This is a genomic window from Bdellovibrio bacteriovorus str. Tiberius (assembly GCF_000317895.1).
GTDB lineage: Bacteria > Bdellovibrionota > Bdellovibrionia > Bdellovibrionales > Bdellovibrionaceae > Bdellovibrio > Bdellovibrio bacteriovorus_F.
In genome coordinates this window covers 2,780,671-2,796,774 of sequence record NC_019567.1, presented here as the reverse complement: position 1 = coordinate 2,796,774, position 16,104 = coordinate 2,780,671, and the positions used below count along the sequence as shown (strand labels likewise).

General features: G+C 49.9%; 16 protein-coding genes. 12 read left to right on the top strand and 4 right to left on the bottom strand.

Annotated elements, in window-relative coordinates:
• Positions 1-230: 230 nt before the first annotated feature.
• The 9 genes from gpmA (at position 231) to BDT_RS13240 (ending at position 9,196) form a co-directional block, all read left to right on the top strand.
• The gene (gene gpmA, locus BDT_RS13280) at positions 231-977 is read left to right on the top strand and encodes a 2,3-diphosphoglycerate-dependent phosphoglycerate mutase (protein WP_041577864.1); all 747 of its coding nucleotides are present in this window, start codon (positions 231-233) and stop codon (positions 975-977) included.
• A 263-nt stretch (positions 978-1,240) separates the two neighbouring features.
• Entirely contained in the window at positions 1,241-3,946 is a 2,706-nt protein-coding gene (locus BDT_RS13275) for a hypothetical protein (protein WP_015091757.1), read from the top strand.
• Positions 3,943-4,431 (top strand): type II secretion system protein, encoded by a 489-nt coding sequence (locus BDT_RS13270; protein WP_041577863.1) that lies wholly within the window; start codon positions 3,943-3,945, stop codon positions 4,429-4,431. Before BDT_RS13275 ends, BDT_RS13270 begins: the two co-directional genes overlap by 4 nt.
• Positions 4,428-5,408: a pilus assembly FimT family protein gene (locus tag BDT_RS13265; RefSeq protein WP_235046126.1), complete on the top strand. Its 981-nt coding sequence runs from the start codon at positions 4,428-4,430 to the stop codon at positions 5,406-5,408. The genes BDT_RS13270 and BDT_RS13265 overlap by 4 nt, the downstream gene beginning before the upstream one ends.
• A 26-nt stretch (positions 5,409-5,434) precedes the next feature.
• Complete coding sequence (locus BDT_RS13260) at positions 5,435-6,589, top strand: EF-hand domain-containing protein (protein WP_041577862.1); 1,155 nt, start codon at positions 5,435-5,437, stop codon at positions 6,587-6,589.
• 140 nt (positions 6,590-6,729) lie between these two features.
• Positions 6,730-7,176 carry an Hsp20/alpha crystallin family protein gene (locus BDT_RS13255; RefSeq protein WP_148278836.1) on the top strand — a complete coding sequence of 149 codons (447 nt, stop codon included), beginning with the start codon at positions 6,730-6,732 and terminating at the stop codon, positions 7,174-7,176.
• 49 nt (positions 7,177-7,225) lie between these two features.
• Positions 7,226-8,470, top strand: a complete 1,245-nt coding sequence (gene hutI, locus BDT_RS13250; RefSeq protein WP_015091752.1) for an imidazolonepropionase — start codon at positions 7,226-7,228, stop codon at positions 8,468-8,470.
• Positions 8,471-8,571: 101 nt separating this feature from the next.
• Positions 8,572-9,003, top strand: a complete 432-nt coding sequence (locus BDT_RS13245; RefSeq protein ID WP_041577861.1) for a hypothetical protein — start codon at positions 8,572-8,574, stop codon at positions 9,001-9,003.
• Positions 9,004-9,016: 13 nt separating this feature from the next.
• The gene (locus tag BDT_RS13240) at positions 9,017-9,196 is read left to right on the top strand and encodes a hypothetical protein (RefSeq protein WP_038449975.1); all 180 of its coding nucleotides are present in this window, start codon (positions 9,017-9,019) and stop codon (positions 9,194-9,196) included.
• An 81-nt stretch (positions 9,197-9,277) separates the two neighbouring features.
• Here the strand turns inward: BDT_RS13240 and BDT_RS13235 are convergent, their stop codons facing one another.
• On the bottom strand, positions 9,278-10,048 hold the full coding sequence (locus tag BDT_RS13235; protein WP_011165112.1) for a lysophospholipid acyltransferase family protein: 771 nt from the start codon (positions 10,046-10,048) through the stop codon (positions 9,278-9,280).
• A gap of 27 nt (positions 10,049-10,075) precedes the next feature.
• Here BDT_RS13235 and glpK point away from each other — a divergent pair, with 27 nt between their 5' ends.
• The 3 genes from glpK to BDT_RS18980 all read left to right on the top strand — a co-directional run bounded on the left by glpK (position 10,076) and on the right by BDT_RS18980 (position 13,110).
• The gene (gene glpK, locus BDT_RS13230) at positions 10,076-11,557 is read left to right on the top strand and encodes a glycerol kinase GlpK (protein WP_041577860.1); all 1,482 of its coding nucleotides are present in this window, start codon (positions 10,076-10,078) and stop codon (positions 11,555-11,557) included.
• A gap of 4 nt (positions 11,558-11,561) precedes the next feature.
• Positions 11,562-12,269, top strand: coding sequence for a flagellar brake protein (locus BDT_RS13225; RefSeq protein WP_015091749.1), 708 nt, complete (start codon positions 11,562-11,564; stop codon positions 12,267-12,269).
• An 82-nt stretch (positions 12,270-12,351) separates the two neighbouring features.
• Positions 12,352-13,110 carry a beta-sandwich domain-containing protein gene (locus tag BDT_RS18980; protein WP_051026314.1) on the top strand — a complete coding sequence of 253 codons (759 nt, stop codon included), beginning with the start codon at positions 12,352-12,354 and terminating at the stop codon, positions 13,108-13,110.
• Between the two features lie 30 nt (positions 13,111-13,140).
• On the opposite strand, the gene BDT_RS13215 is transcribed toward BDT_RS18980, so the two are convergent.
• The 3 genes from BDT_RS13215 to radA all read right to left on the bottom strand — a co-directional run bounded on the left by BDT_RS13215 (position 13,141) and on the right by radA (position 16,055).
• The gene (locus BDT_RS13215) at positions 13,141-14,184 is read right to left on the bottom strand and encodes a substrate-binding domain-containing protein (RefSeq protein WP_148278834.1); all 1,044 of its coding nucleotides are present in this window, start codon (positions 14,182-14,184) and stop codon (positions 13,141-13,143) included.
• Between the two features lie 64 nt (positions 14,185-14,248).
• Positions 14,249-14,641, bottom strand: coding sequence for a Crp/Fnr family transcriptional regulator (locus tag BDT_RS13210; RefSeq protein WP_015091745.1), 393 nt, complete (start codon positions 14,639-14,641; stop codon positions 14,249-14,251).
• A gap of 22 nt (positions 14,642-14,663) precedes the next feature.
• Positions 14,664-16,055: a DNA repair protein RadA gene (gene radA / locus BDT_RS13205; RefSeq protein WP_041577859.1), complete on the bottom strand. Its 1,392-nt coding sequence runs from the start codon at positions 16,053-16,055 to the stop codon at positions 14,664-14,666.
• Positions 16,056-16,104 lie beyond the last annotated feature (49 nt).

The following is a 16,104-nucleotide window of genomic DNA, read 5'->3' as shown; positions in this document are numbered from 1 at the left end:
CGGGTTCTAAAACAAGCTATCTCTGCGTTTCTCGTCGTCGACGTACGGGGAGTACGCCTTCCTCCTCGTGCCTTGATATAGCTTGTTTTAGAACCCGCTAGCTCGTGCTAATTTTTCAAAAACTCGGGGGTTTGACACGTCTTAATGCGTAGCAAAACGCCAAGCTATTGATGTTATTTAAAACGCTGTCATGATAGCTCTTTTTCCATCCAAAATGAAGGAGTTTAAGCGTGTATAAGTTGGTGCTAATTCGACACGGCGAAAGTGTGTGGAACCAGGAAAATCGCTTCACTGGCTGGCAGGACGTAGATCTTTCTGAAAAAGGTCGAGCGGAAGCTCTAAAGGGTGGCAAAGCTCTTCGTGAAAAAGGCTTCAGTTTCGACGTTGCATATACAAGCGTGTTGAAAAGAGCGATTAAAACTCTGAATTTCGTCTTGGATGAAGTGGATCAGGTGTGGCTTCCAGTCCACAAAGACTGGCGTTTGAACGAAAGACACTACGGAGCCCTTCAGGGATTGAACAAAGCCGAGACTGCGGCTCGTCATGGCGAGGAGCAGGTGAAGATCTGGCGCCGTAGTTACGACACTCCGCCACCTCCAATGGAAGTGAGCGACCCTCGTCATCCTTCCCACGATCCTCGTTACAAAAACGTCGACGCTAAACTTTTGCCTAGCAACGAATCTTTGAAAGACACTGTGGCCAGATTCCTGCCGCTGTGGGATGGCACCATTGCACCTGCTGTAAAATCAGGCAAAAAAGTGCTCATCGTGGCTCATGGGAACAGTTTGCGCGCCTTGATGCAGCATTTGGAGGGGATGACCCCGGATGAGATCATGGGCGTCAATATGCCGACCGGGATCCCGATGATGTATGAATTGGACGCAAATTTGAAGGTCCTGAAAAAGGAGTTCATCGGCGATCCGGACGAGGTCAAAGCCGCTATCGAGGCCGTGGCCAACCAGGGTAAGGCGAAGTAAGCCTTACATTGAAAATTTCATCAAAAAGCCCACTACCTTCCGGTCGTGGGCTTTTTTTTATGTAAACAAGCTAAAATTGATACAAAAACCGTTTTGATCTGAGACACCACCTGCTCTGAAACGGGTCGTTCCACACTCTGAAATCTTAAGTTTGATACGATAAATGTCGATACAAGATACAGGGAGAAACCACCGTGAAATCTTGCAGATCAAAGGGACGTACAGTCTCAAATAATCGAGGAAGTGCCTTCGTCCAAGCCCTTGTGGCTGTTGGCGTTGTCGGCGTGATGATTTACTTCCTTTCTCCTACCGTTATCAAACACCGCAGTCAGGTGACCAAGACCGCATCCATCATCACCGCACGTTTGGCGTTGCATTCGATGGTCGATTACACGCTTTTCGGTATTCGTCAGCGCTGGTGTTTTTCTGAGTCCTGGATGCAGGAAAGCTGCGGGGCCAGCACGCCTCCGAAAGCTGTTGAGATCCTCAGTCACCCACGTTCGGTGGAGCGTCTGCTGATGAAGCAGGAGTCCGTGGACTTCCTGCGGGCGATCGGTATCGCCAACCCGGAAAAAGTGCCGTTGAAAGAGGGTATTAGTCAGACGATTAATATTTCAAGTTTCTCGACGATGCACCCGGTTTATAAGATCGTGGCTGACTTGAAGGGTTACACGGTTGAATTCATTCAAATCAATATCACACGTGACGTGCGTGCCGCCATTCCTGAGTACGGCCGCGAGGTCTATCTGAAAGTTGTCGTCAGTCTTCGTGACAAGCAGAAAAAGATCATTGAAGTCGGATCCAGCAAGCTTGAAACAACATCCTTTGTCGGCGTGTACCCGCGCGAAGTGGGAAGTTTTGCTCTGCTAGTGGCAGGTGACCTGCGCCTGGACAAAGAATCCGCATCCGATCTTGGGGTCGGTGGCGCTTACTTTAAACAACATGGTTCCCGTGAACAAACGATCAAATATCCCGGTCTGACTTTCGAGTCCCCTGTGTTTGTGAATGGTGCGATTCATTTGCCAAAAGCTCCGGATTTGGCGGTGGACGTTGCTGAAGGGGACACGGTCTATACGCCAGTCACTTTCAAAGACAAAGTCATTCTGGGCTATGGCCCGATCAAACGTGAAAACGTTGAGTTCCGTCCGCGTTCTGCAGGGAATCAAGTCGATCAGTTCTGGTCCAATATCCGTCAATTTGGCGGTTTCCAAAAAGGTGTGGAAGTGGACGGGGAGCGTGATCTGGGCTTGGACTATCTGTCGGGCTATGCGACTGGTTCGGGCAATCCAAGTGTGAATTTGATGGCCCTTTGTAAACGTCACGAAGATCGTAAGTATAAATTAACTACGACAGAGAACAGTCAGTTGACGGGGGCGCTGCTTAGTAAGAGTGGCGGCAAGTATAATTACCGTCTGGCTTTGACAGACGGTAACTTGTTCAATCCCCAGACCAAGGAAGTCGATCAACCATCTGTGAAAAACTTCTTCTCTCGTGATTTGCTTAAGGATTGGGGTCTGACAAGTCGTGCGACTCCGGTCAGTAAGTTCACCATGAGATTTGGTAACCTTGAGGTTGAAGGGGAAGTTCCTTTGGACGGAACTGTCACCCTGGAGCCTAAAATTGACCTGCGTCCATTGGAAAAGAGCATCGAGCGTCAGTTGAGTAATGCTGAAGGCGACTTGGATGATGCCCGCCGCGACCTGAATCAGGCCGCCCGTGCTGTGGAAAGAGCTCGTCGTGATGTGAACGAGGCTGAAGATGATCTGGAACGTGCGCGCAACCGTGTACCTGCTGATCCGGGCAGGGTGGCAAATGCGCGATATGCCCTGAACAATGCGCAAAATGACCTGCGAAATGCAGAAGCCAATAAAAACCGTCTGGAACAGCAGGTGGAAAATTCTGAAAAGCGTGTTTCCACGTTGCGCGGTGACTTGAGTGAAGTTCGTGCGAACATGGGTATTCAGCCGAAAATAAATATCACCATGAAGAATCCGGTGAAAGCAGGGGACAACCCGGAAAACACCAATGCTTCGTTCAAAGACCTGGAAATCAAATTTGAAAACAGCAACGCCCTGGTGAATTCCAATGGCGAGCGTGTTCCGGTGTCCTTTGAATTTGAGGCCTTTGATGTGGCTTATTATAAAGGTTATTCCATGCGTCCGTGGTCCAATAACAACCGTGGGGCCTTGGTATTCAGGCCTGACGGTGGCGGCTTTGATGTGTCGCAAACGTTGTTGGACTCTCGCGGGCAGTCCAAAGGCGGTCTGCCGGACGGAGAAGATCCATTTGTGAATCTGGATCTGGCTTGTAAGACTTTGGGAACCAACACGTCGGCTTTCGCCGGAACGGACTGGTCTAAATCTTTTGCTCCAAATTCCAAGCATTCCTGGTCCTTCACCAACAAGTATGATGATCGCAAAGATCTGATCCTCAATGCCGGTAATGCGTATGCACCTGCAGGCGGTTCAGGCACGGCGGTCTTCCATGTCGTGTCCATGGCAAAAACCTGCATTATCGAATCATCAGCGAATCTGGTTTCTGGATTCCTGAACTGTGAAAAACTTGAGATCCGAAGCCGTTCGGCTCCTTTAAGAATTATTGGAAGCATCATTGTTTCTCAAGGCATTGAGGTGGACGAGCAGGCGTATAAAGCCGGTATTCGCTGGAGCACCATCTATCATCCGATGGCGACCTTCGAGCTTCGACAAGCGGGGATTTTGAAAGGTTTGAATGCTCAGGATTGCACGACTATCAATCGCTATCCGGTATGGCATCCATATCCAAGCATGCGTGACGTCTCGAATCTTTATAAATGTAATTCGATTTCGTTGCGCGCAAAAGCCGATCCTTTCCGCTGGACAGCGGTGGATCCGGACTGCGGTCTGATCAACAACAGCAACTCGACGATGTGTAAAAACCGTCTGATGAGATTCTACGTTCTCGAAGTCTCCAGGGAGTCCGGCATATGATGAAATTAGCATCAAACCAAAAGGGTATGTCCATTTTGGAAGTCCTGCTGGGACTGGCGATGATCACGCTGGTGGGGTCCTTCTTTATCTCAGGGATCCTGAGCATGAAAAAGGTCGCCATGGACAGTGGTACCAAGAACTCGCTGTACAAACAAATCAACGACGTGATCGAAAACATCCGTCCGAATGTGCGTATGTATCAGATCAACTATTTCACCACCGACAAAGAGCGTGAAAACGCCTTGAATCCCGGCGACCTGCCAATGGCGTGGGGTAACGGGATGATGTCTACCGCAAAAGAATGCCCGGGTTGCCCGGGTCGCTATGGTTTTGTGATTCAGGCCTATCCCGGCATGAAGGGGCTTTATCTGGTGACGGTGCGTTTGACCCATCGGGACTGGGCGCAGGGTGAAAAAGCCGCAATGGCCGGTGATGCCAAGTCATATGGCTATGTGGACTATCAATTCGTGGTGAACTCACAATGATGATAATCAAGAATAATCGCGGTTTAACTTTAGCAGAGATGATTGTCGGCGTGGCCCTGATGGGGATCATGGGGATGGTCGCGGCCTCTTTCTTTGTATTCACTGCAAAGACCAAAAAAGAAATCACCAACGAGATCGAAGACAAAGTCGATAACATCCTGGCAGAGCGTATGATCCTGCGGGACTTAAAGTACTCTGAGCCGTCATTCAATAATGTTATCATCACCGATGATAACGGCCGTCAGTTCTTTGACTATGTGGCGGATGTGACGCAATCCTCGGTGGATAATGCTGCCAGAAAATTGACTCTGGAAGCGGGCCGCCGCAATGAATTTATCTTTATCGCGACCAATGAAAAAATGGGCGGTTCGATGATGTATGCGCCGTCGAATGCCTATCAAATTGGAAATGCACCGGGGGACCCTTTTGTTGCGGCCTCTTTGACGTTTGTTTCATTGAATAAAGACAGCATAGTGCAGTTCTCGGATCCTCAGGGGCTGGGTCGCTACTGGCAAGTCGGAAATGTGCTGATGCTGGATACTCCCACTATGGTTCGTCAGATGACGGCCTCGGGTCCGGATTACAGCAAGCCGGCAAGATCGCCGATTTTCCTGGGCAGTGTGCAGGCGCCGGGCGCCACACGTTTGTTGGCTTTAAATATTCCGGGCTTCGTCAACACGACAAATCCGATGTATCCAAGTGAGACAATCGGGGATGAAGATAAGTTCTTAAGGGATATACCGCCTATGGGGGGGGCAGCCCCGTTGGTGCGCTTGAAAGTTGTCAGTATTATCAAGTATTATCTACAGAAGGATACCAAAGGGGGACAGGTCAATGTTTATCGGTCGATGTATACCGGTAGGCAGTTTGGCCCTGGACAGCTCTTCGCATCGGATGTTGCGAAAGTGGAGTTTTCCAGAAAGAGTGCACACGATGCTTTGATTTATTTCAAGATCGTGCGCAATGATAAGAAATAAAAAGGGGAAACCAAAAGGGGGCTTGTATGTTTTGGTTAAGATGGGCTTGTGCAACAGCCATGGTGGTGTCATCCACTGCGAATGCACAGACTGAACAGCAGCCTGCAGCCGTGAATTCGGGAGCCGGGGGCTCAGCAGGTTTTCAAGGGGTTGTTCTTTCCGGCCAGGCCGCCAGGGCTTCGGTTGATGGAATCACTGTGAATATCTCCAACACGTGTTTTGGTACTAACTTAAGACACGTTTCCAATCCGCTTTCGCCGGTTTCCAGCGTGTCAGTAAAGCTGACCTTGCGGGAAAAGGGCGCACTTAAAACTTACACCGTGAAATATCCGGCCAATGTCGTGACCCAAGCAGGTAACGATGCGCAAGTGACTCAGATTTCAGATGTCACTGCCGGGGTAAAGGCTCAGTATGCTGGTAACAGCGTGCGTGTAGTCTTGCCGGTGAATTTCACCACGACAGTGGATGAAGAGGGTAATATCTCGAATGACTTTGAAGCCAAGCTTGAAGCCGTCAGCTTTGACCAGGTGTTTGCGCCGGGCCAAAAGCAGGGTGGGGAATACATGGGTTATAACGGAGCGCTTTCCGCGTCTGTTTACACCAGTAACTCCAAAGATGGGAAGCAGTACAGCGTATCGGCCTTCTTCCCGGGCGAAAACGGCTATTGCGGCGGTTACTTCTCACCACTAATGGTGTTCTTCGATGACAAGATGCCAAACTTCACAGCGGTGACCGACTTCCCATTGAATCCAACGGGCAAAACAATGTGGCCTGAAGCTGGTGCGCCAGGTGCCTTCATTGCCGTGGACCGCAATGGTGATGGTCAGATCACGACTGAGGACGAACTATTCGGTAATCAGGGTGACAAGTTCAAAAATGGTTTCGAGGCTTTGCGCGAATTTGATTCGAACAAAGACAATGTGATCGACAAGAACGACAAGGACTTTGCAAAGCTTCAGCTGTGGTTTGATAAAAACGGCGATGGCAAAGTGCAAAAAGGTGAGCTTGTACCACTGAAGTCCCGCATTGAATCCGTGTCATTGAAATATGATGATTCCGCCGTGAGCGGTATTGCGGACCGTGCTCAGATCCGAGAGAAGAGCACCTTCGTCTTTGTTGAAAAAGGCAAAAAGAAAGAAGGTCGTGTGATCGATCTTTGGTTCTCGCCAAAAATGAAGTAAGTCTTAATTGAAAATTTAAACCGAAAAGCCGGAGTGTGTGATAGCACTCCGGCTTTTTACTTTTGACACTGACCCTTGTGCATTCTTGACGCTTTAGCGCGGTGTTTTTAGGTTTAAGGCATCTCAATAAGGAGGATGCCATGCCTATGCGAAGCTTAAGTCCTTGGGGCGGTCGCCGTCGTCTGCCTTCGTCGGATCTATTCAGTCAGTTCGAAGATTTTATCAATGAATTCGACCGCAATGAATCCAGTGCCCTGGCGCGGGCGGGATTTGATTTCTCTCCGTCGGTGGATGTGGAAGAAAAGGATAATGCCTATCTGGTCAGTGCGGATCTGCCAGGCCTTAAAAAAGAAGACATTAAGGTCGAGCTCAATGACAATATTCTGACGATTTCCGGAGAGCGCACCCGTGAAACGAAATCCGAGGGGCACTATTCAGAAAGATCTTATGGTCGCTTCCAAAGATCTTTCACTTTGCCGGTCAAAGTACAGACAGAAAAGATTGAAGCTCACTTTGAAGATGGAGTTTTGCGCCTGACCCTGCCTAAATCAGAGGGCGCACGCAGTCATAGTATCAAGATTATGTAGGAACACGGTTTTAGCTTGATCCCAGAAACCCATGTGCTTGAATAAGTGCATGGGTATTCTGCTTAAAAATATATCGACACTTCTGACTCTTCAGGGCGCCGCTGCCAAACAAGGCCGTCGTATCAAGGAAGAGGATCTAGGCCTTTTGCAACAAGCCGCCATCGTCATTGAAAAAGACAAGATCGCCTGGGTGGGCCCGCAGAAGAAACTTCCCAAAGAATTCTCGCGGAAAAAGAACTTGCGTGATTACGACATGAAAGGGCGTACGGTTTTGCCGGGCTTTATCGAATGTCACACGCATCTGATCTTTGCCGGGGATCGCGCGGCTGAATTTGAAATGCGCAATCAGGGCGTCAGCTATCAGGAGATCGCAGCCAAGGGCGGCGGGATTCTGTCGACGATGAAAAAGACCCGTGCTTCCAGCGTTAATGATCTGGTGAAAACCGGGCAGAAGCGTGTGGATAACTTCATTTCTCAAGGCGTGACCACGGTTGAAATTAAATCCGGTTATGCCCTGAACCTGAAAGATGAACTGAAAATGCTTCAAGCCGCACAAAAGCTTTCAGGCATTCGCACGGTGAACACGTTCCTGGGGGCCCATGCTTTGCCACCGGAATTTAAATCCTATGAAGACTATCTGACCTTCCTGGCAGACGAAGTCCTGCCAGTCGTTGCCAAGAAGAAACTGGCAAGACGGGTGGATGTCTTCATTGAAAAAGGATTCTTCCCGCCGGAAGCTTCTGAAAAGTATCTGCGTCGCGCCCAAGAGCTGGGTTTTGAAATCCTGATTCACGCCGATCAGATGTCTTTAAGCGGTGGCAGCGAGATCGCTGTGCGCCTGGGGGCCTTGTCTGGCGATCACTTGTTACAGATCGAGGACAAAGAAATCAGAAAGCTCGCACAAAGCGAAGTGACCGGTGTGCTTTTGCCAACCGCGGATCTTTATACCAAAACCAAATATCCACCGGCTCGCGCGATGATCGATGCGGGAGTGCGTGTGGCCTTGGCCACGGACTTCAATCCCGGGACTTCGCCAACGCAAAATTTGAATCTGGTGGGATTGCTTGCGCGCCTTGAAATGAAGATGAGTTTGCCGGAAGTCATTGCCGCATACACAGTGGGCGGAGCCTATGCTTTGAATCTGCAGGATCAAGTGGGTTCGCTGGAGGTTGGCAAGTCTGCTGATATTTTGTGCATAGATCAAGACTGGCAGACGCTGTTCTACAGTGTGGGTGAAGCCTCTGAGAAGGTGGTTTTCTCGAGAGGAAAGAAGGTTTTTGGCACTCTTAAATAATCTGATGCGTCAGAAAATTTAAGATTCTTAAAATTTCCTTTGAATTAGGAAGGGTTTTCTTCCTAGTCTTGGGGTGTGTCTGTGGAGGGGGGAGCTACAACATGAGGTCGTCATACACCACGTTAATGCAGTCGAAATATTTTAATCCTGCTTTTAATAGTGCCATCTTTGATGGCCCTGTTCGTATCTACTTTGCCCAGTTCCACGAAGCTTTGGCTTTGAAAATCTATTTCCTGATTCAACAGAAGTTGACGGTGGAAATGGCTAAGGCCAAAGAGGTTTCCAAAGCAGCTGGGGCAAACATCCTTGTGATGATTTATCCGACTGAAGACAGCTTCTTGTTGTCCTTTGAAGATGCCGCTAAACACATCAGCCCTCTGGAAGTAGAGAAATGGCATGACGATGTGGTGATTGGTCTTCGCGGGCCGATTGCGGATGAGAACTTGGACCTTTTGGTCGAGTCTCTGCGTCTCACAATGGAAAACTGGCGTCCAGCCGCCATGCTGAAAGCTTCCGCTCCTGCGGAAGTGTGATAGAATCTGATACATGAATAAACGAGGTCAAATCGTGGTGGAGTACGTGCTCCTCCTCGTCCTAGCCGTCAGTCTTGCTGCTTTGCTGGTAAGCCGACTTGTCAGTCGGGAAGAAGGCAATGAAGGCATCCTCGTGGCGAAGTGGCAGAATATCTTACAAGTCATCGCCGACGACTTACCTGATAAAAAATGAACCGGCTGCTGAAAGTAGCCCATCCGACTGCATTGTCGGGCGGCTTTGCGGCTGTGCTATTTTGAGCAGCCTCTACTGTTTTTATAGGAAGGCGTTGCCGCGTTTTTGGATTTCTTCTTCTACGGCGGTTTGCATGCGTTCTTGGATGTCTTGCGCGATCTCGTGGACCAAGTCTGCATCATCTACAGCTGATGGTTTGTAAGGAAGAGTGATTGGTTCCAGGAAGCGGATGCGCCATTTGGCAGGCAGCGGAATCACGTTCAAGGGCAATGGAATCACCGAGCCCTTCAGGAACTTGGTGAATTTGAGTTTTTTCAAATTAATATGAGTTTCTTCGGCACCTAAGATCACCACCGGGACGATCGGGCATTGGGCTTCCAGGGCCATGCGCACGAAGCCGCGTTTGAATTCCTGCAGTTGATAGCGCTCGGTGGTCGGCTTGAAATTACCTTGTTCACCTTCTGGGAACAAAACAATCGCATTTCCTTTTTTCAGCGCATTGATGCCATTTTCATAAGTGGCTTCGGTGAAGCCCATCTTGTTGGCTGGAATTGCGGTCGTTTCGGTCAGAAACCAGAAGTGATGTGTCAGCACACGGGGAATGCGTTTAGCTTCCTGTTGCACCACGTGGCCCAGCAAGAAAGCATCAAAACCGGTGTAACCCGAGTGATTGGGCGCCAGGATCACGGCGCCACGGCGAGGGATGTTTTCAACACCTTCAATTTCCAGGCGGAAGTACTTGCGCAGGATCTCCAAAAGAAAACGCGGCAGCACACGGAAAATCAAAGTGTCACGATCCAGAGATCGTAAGCCAAAGATTTTTTCGTTGGGTTTCTTCAGGAAATTCTTCATTATTAATACATCGATTGGAGAGTGTTTATGTCTTCTTTTATCATGGCCATTGACCAAGGGACAACCAGCTCAAGAACATGCATTATCAATCAAGCCGGAGGTCTTGTCGCCGAGGCTCGTGAGGCATTCAAACAAATCTTCCCGAAACCAGGCTGGGTTGAGCACGATCCAGAAGATATCTGGTATTCCACGCAAAGATCCATGCGTCTGGCGTTGGAAAAAGCAAAAATCAAAGGTTCTCAGATTCGCACGATCGGGATCACCAATCAGCGTGAAACCGTGATGCTTTGGGACGCGAAGTCCGGAAAAGCTCTGCATAATGCCATCGTCTGGCAATGTCGCCGTACGCAGGATATCTGCGAAAAGCTAAAGAAAAACAAAAAAGAGAAGATCATCACCGCCAAGACGGGTTTGGTGCTGGATCCATACTTTTCAGCCACAAAGATCCAGTGGTTGTTAAAGCACGTTCCGAATGCGGCAAAGAAAGCCAAAGACGGTCAGGCCCTGGCCGGTACGGTCGACAGCTTCTTGTTGTGGAAACTGACCGCAGGGCACTCGCATAAGACGGATGTAAGTAATGCCTCTCGTACGATGCTGATGAACATCCACACGGGGTGGTGGGATGAAGACCTTTTGAAAATCTTTGGCGTGCCTGAAGGCATCTTGCCAGAGATCTGTCCTTCCAACTCTGATTTTGGTGTGACTCAAGGTCTGGGCTTTATGCCGGACGGAATTCCAATCACCGGAATCGTCGGCGATCAGCAAGCGGCCCTTTTCGGCCAGACTTGTTTTGAAACCGGTGATTCCAAGTGCACCTTCGGCACCGGAAGTTTCTTGCTTCTGAACACCGGCAAAAAAGCCGTGAAGTCCAAAAACAAGTTGCTGACAACGATTGCCTGGAAACTAAAAAACCAGGAAATGACTTACGCACTGGAAGGCGGCGCCTTTGTCTGCGGCGCTGCAGTTCAGTGGCTGCGCGACGGACTGGGATTGTTCCAGCAATCTTCGGACATCGAAGCATTGGCAAAAACCGTCGACAGCACCGATGGGGTCGAGTTCGTTCCGGCTTTGACGGGACTGGGAGCTCCGCACTGGCAGCCGGAAGCCCGCGGGCTGATTTGTGGTCTTACTCGTGGCAGTACCAAGGCACACATTGCGCGTGCGACCCTGGAAGCCATGGCATTGCAAAATGTGGATATTCTAAACACCATGCAAAGGGATCTGGGCAAGAAACTGCGCGGAGTCCGTGTTGATGGCGGCGCTGCTGCCAATGATTTGTTAATGCAGCTGCAGGCCGACTACTGCGGAGCCAACGTGGTTCGCCCGCAAAATCTGGAAACCACAGCTTTGGGCGCGGCCTTCATGGCAGGGCTGGGCGCGGGTGTGTGGAAAGATTTAAAAGAAATCAAACGCGTGTGGGAAGTGAACAAAGAATTCAAAGTGAAAATGACCCCGAAGGCACGCAAAGAGCGTCTGCAGCGCTGGGCGCAGGCTTTGGAGCGAGTGTAATCACATGGCCGTGAACATGCCAGGTCAGACCATTTTCAAGAAAGTCGCAGTGTCGGAAAAGAAAATGCTTTTCCGCGAAATTGCTGACGATAAATTGCAGCTGTCGATGAAGGGCTCGGTTAATGAAGATGTGTTTCATCTGATCGCCGTGCAAACCGACAAGGATGAAACTCTGCTTTGTCATCATACGGCCGATTCTAAAGACGTCACGCAACCTCAGAAAGTGGTCGTGAATTTTCCGTTTAAGAGCGAGCGCTATTTCTTTCAGACCGAGCTCAGCTTCAGTGTCGGTTGGGCGGTGCTAAGAACCGATGTGGATCTTTTCCAGCTGCAAAGACGGGCCAATGCCCGCATTGATATTCCGGGCAAGTACGAAGCTATTTTCAGCATTCTTCTCCATGGCGGTAAGGTGCATTTCATTGAAAGCCGGGTTCGTGATATCAGCGCCGGGGGCCTGAAAGTCGAATTCAAAGGCGCGGCTCCCGAGCTTAAAATCGGGGATCAAATCAAAGGCGCCTTGCGCCTGGGGGTTCGTCGCGCCATGGAGTTCGACGTAGAGGTGCGTTTTGCCCAGAAGCGGGAAGTCGACGGGCAGATCATTCAAACTGCTGGTTTACAGTTCTTGAACGTCACAAACATCCTGGAAACGCGCCTATTGAGTTTGATGATGGATTTGCAGCGCGAATTGTTCTTAAAGTACCCTAAGAAATAAGTTCATGCAGGGCCGTTTGGTGTCACTTTGTCCAGGCACGGATCTTGGAATAACTCCTTCGTCTTCAAAAAAAGGAGTCTTTATGAAACTACCAGTGTTGAGTGCCCTTTTGACCGCAGCCGTTTTGCTGCAAGGTCCCGTAGCCGGAGCGCAAATCCGCCCGGGTCATCCGCCAGATCGTGGTGGCAACGACGAGCGTCGTGATGACCGTCGTGACAACAACGACCGCCGCGACAATGATCGCAATGATCGCCGTGATGATCGCAGAGACGACCGTCGCGATGATCGCCGCGGACCAGATCAATACAATGACCGTGATGACCGTCGTTACGAAAACGACCGCAGAGATGAACGTCATGGCGGCATTCGTCCGGATCGTCCACCGGTAAGACCAGGACCTCGTCCTGATCCATATCCACAACCGTATCCTCCGCACCGTCCAGATCCACATCCTCCGTATCCAAACCCACCACGTCCACCGAACAACTACGGTGAATCCACGGTGCGTTTCTATGGAGTTTCCCGTCGCAGCGGTGGCGAGTGGTTGCGTGTGGCGTTCAACTATGCTTCTTACGTGGACTATGTTCGCGTGAATCCGTACTTCAACGGCGTTCAGTTGCATGAAACTTATGCGATCACTCAAAGCGGTCGTCGTATCCAGCTTCGTCAGTTAAGCTACACTGGTACATTCTACTACAGCCTGACTTCTGAATACCTGACAGCAGGGGAGCGTATCACCGCGATCGACATCCGTGCTGAGTCCATGGGTGGGAATTCGGATCTGAACGTGACTGTGACTTCCAGCTACGGCGCGCCTTCTATCTATCCAATCCGTTACTAGTTATAAAAAATCCCTGGGGTCTGTTCGGCCTCAGGGATACCAGATTTTCGAGTAAGCTTCTTTATAGTTCAGCTTCGACTCAAGATTTCCATCTTTTAAATTCTTCAAAATTTCCTGAGTGATCACCAAAGGTTCTGTTGTAAATCCGCTTTCACTGCTTCCGGCAAAGGCGCGATTCATTTCGTCTGCGACCTGCCACCCTTGGGCCTTCAAGGGTTCCGCGATTGTCGCCAGCTGCTGGGAAAGCCCGGATTTAATTCGGTGCAGGGCCGTGGCGGAACCATCCCCGGCAGAAACGTTGATCAGATCTTTTCGTCCGATTCTTTTTAAGGGAAAATTGATGTGATCAAAATAGATGTCGTTGATGGCCAGACTGTGAGTCCACTTTTTTCCAAAGCGGTCGTTCAGTTTGGAAACGGCACCCGGCATCAGATGTTCGGCCTTGGAAATTTGCACATCCACTATGTCCAGAACCTGGCAGTTCTTGTGTTCAGCGATGATCTTTTTCATGTGCAGGGTTTTGGCGCGGGCGATGGAAAAGTCGTTGTCCGTAAAGATCACAACTCCTGACTTTTCAGAGCTTTCACACACCAGTTTTGCGGCCTTTTCCGCCACAATCAAAGGATCCGTTGTCACATTTGAAAACATCAGATTCGAGCTGCCAGGACGGGGAGCCGAGTGCCAGCCTACAATCTTGATATGAGTGGATTGGGCTTTTTTGATTTCGGGGCGGAAGTCGGCAGCGTCAAAACCCCCAAGAACAATTCCGTCTGCGCCCGCTTGAATAGCCTCATTCAAAGCTTTTTGAATTTTGGTGCGGCTGCCCTGGCCATCACGAACAGTGATATTCCATTTTAAAACACGGCCTGCCGATAGAAAGCCTTCACTGACGGCGGCGGCGCCACCATTCTTCATGTCTGAAGCTATAAAGATGATCTTGCGGCCTTCCTGAGCCTTCGGGCCGGAGGCAGGCCCTTCCCAAGTGGGAATTTCCAAAGCGGAAGCCTGCCCCAAGGACAGCGGCAAAAGCCAAAGCAGAGTTGTTAAGAAAAGATGTTTAAATGAGCTAAGCATTTTCTCCAGCATACAAGCAGGATTGGAAAATAACCAACTCAATGAAATTACAATTTTATGATTTTTAGGACTCTCGTCTGCGGAACTGTTCGGCTTCGCGAATTTTTTCCGTCATGTTCTGCAGGCGATCGGTGAAAGACTTCAGCATGCACTCAGCCCAGGTTGGCAGTTCTGACAGAAGTTGCTGGAACCCCTCTTCAGAGACCTTCACCAGCACAACATCCGTAACGGCTTGGGCCGAAGCCGAACGTGGGCTTTTGGAAATCAGTGCGAACTCGCCAAAGGATTCGCCATCCACGATGTCGCAAATGGGAATTCGTTTGCCCATTTGGTCTTTCGTGAAGATGCTCACCACACCGCTTTCGACAATGTAAAAGTGATTTTCGATGTCACCTTCAAAGAAGATAAAGTCACCGGGTTTATAAGTCTCTTTTACAATTGCGCCCTGAGCATCCATGCCGGAAATCCTTTTCTAGGTCCTATATGATTTTATTCAGATCATGCACGTTTTTGACAAACGAAATCTTCTTGTCCTTGGAAAGCTTTACCTCTTCCAGGTGGCGTTTGTTGGAAAACGGGATGACAAAGTGTTTAAAGCCCAGTTTGTCGGCTTCCTTGATTCGTTGTTCAACAAAGGACACACCACGAACTTCGCCGGTCAGACCGATCTCGCCAAAGTAACAAGTCTTGGCGTCAAGATCACGACGGTTTTCGGTCGACAAGATGGCCGCCGCCACCGCCAAATCCGAAGCCGGTTCCACCAGCTTCAAACCACCAACGACATTGATAAAGATATCGTTATGGGCCAGGCGTACATCCAAGTGACGATCCAAGACGGCGGTCAAAAGATGCAGACGGTTGATATCAATACCCAAAGCCGTGCGACGAGGCATCGCCATGGGGCTTGATAACGTCAATGCCTGAACTTCACACAGCAAAGGTCTTGTGCCTTCCATCGAAGCAAACACGGCAGAACCAATCAGCTGATCGCCGCGTTCTTCCAGGAACAGTTCAGAGGGGTTGGTGACCTCTTCCAAACCTTTGGAGTTCATTTGGAACACGCCCAGTTCGTGAGCCGCACCAAAGCGGTTTTTCAAAGAGCGCAACAAACGGAAGTTGTAGGAAATATCACCATCAAAGGACAGCACGCAGTCCACCATGTGCTCTAAAACTTTAGGGCCGGCGATGTTGCCGTCTTTGGTGACGTGACCAATCAGAATCACGGTGATGCCATCGTGCTTCGCAAGGCCCATCAGATGCCCGGCGCACTCACGCACCTGGGACACCGATCCCGGTGCGGCCTGCAAATCGGGCAGGAACATCGTCTGAATAGAATCGACAACCAGAACATCTGGTTTCTTGAATCTTGCCATCTCCATCACGGCCGTCAGATTGCTTTCGCAACCGACTTCAATAAGAGGCGAACGGATTCCCAAACGGTGAGCGCGGGACCCGGTTTGAGAAACGCTTTCCTCGCCGGAAATGTAGAGCACCTTATGCTTGTTATTGGCTAAACCACCGGCCATTTGCAGCAAAAGAGTGGATTTTCCAATGCCCGGAGATCCCCCCAAAAGCACGAAACTTCCCTTGGCCAAGCCGCCGCCCAAAACGCGGTTGAGCTCTTCGAAACTTGTATCAAAACGATCCAATTTCACTTCTTCAAGTCTTTGGTCCAGCGCGACGGGTTTGGACCCTGTGCTTTCGCGTTCGCCAGACCCTGTAGACCATCCTCGAGTTTTTACCTCCGGCATCTGCAGTTCTTCGACGTACGAGTTCCACGCGCCGCAGTCAGAGCATTTGCCTTCCCACCTTGGTCTTTGGGCCCCACAATTTTGACAGGTATAGATCGTTTTAGTTTTCGATTTTGCCATAGATATTCGGTATCATTATTAAATGACGGTTACAAGGACTGTACAACTT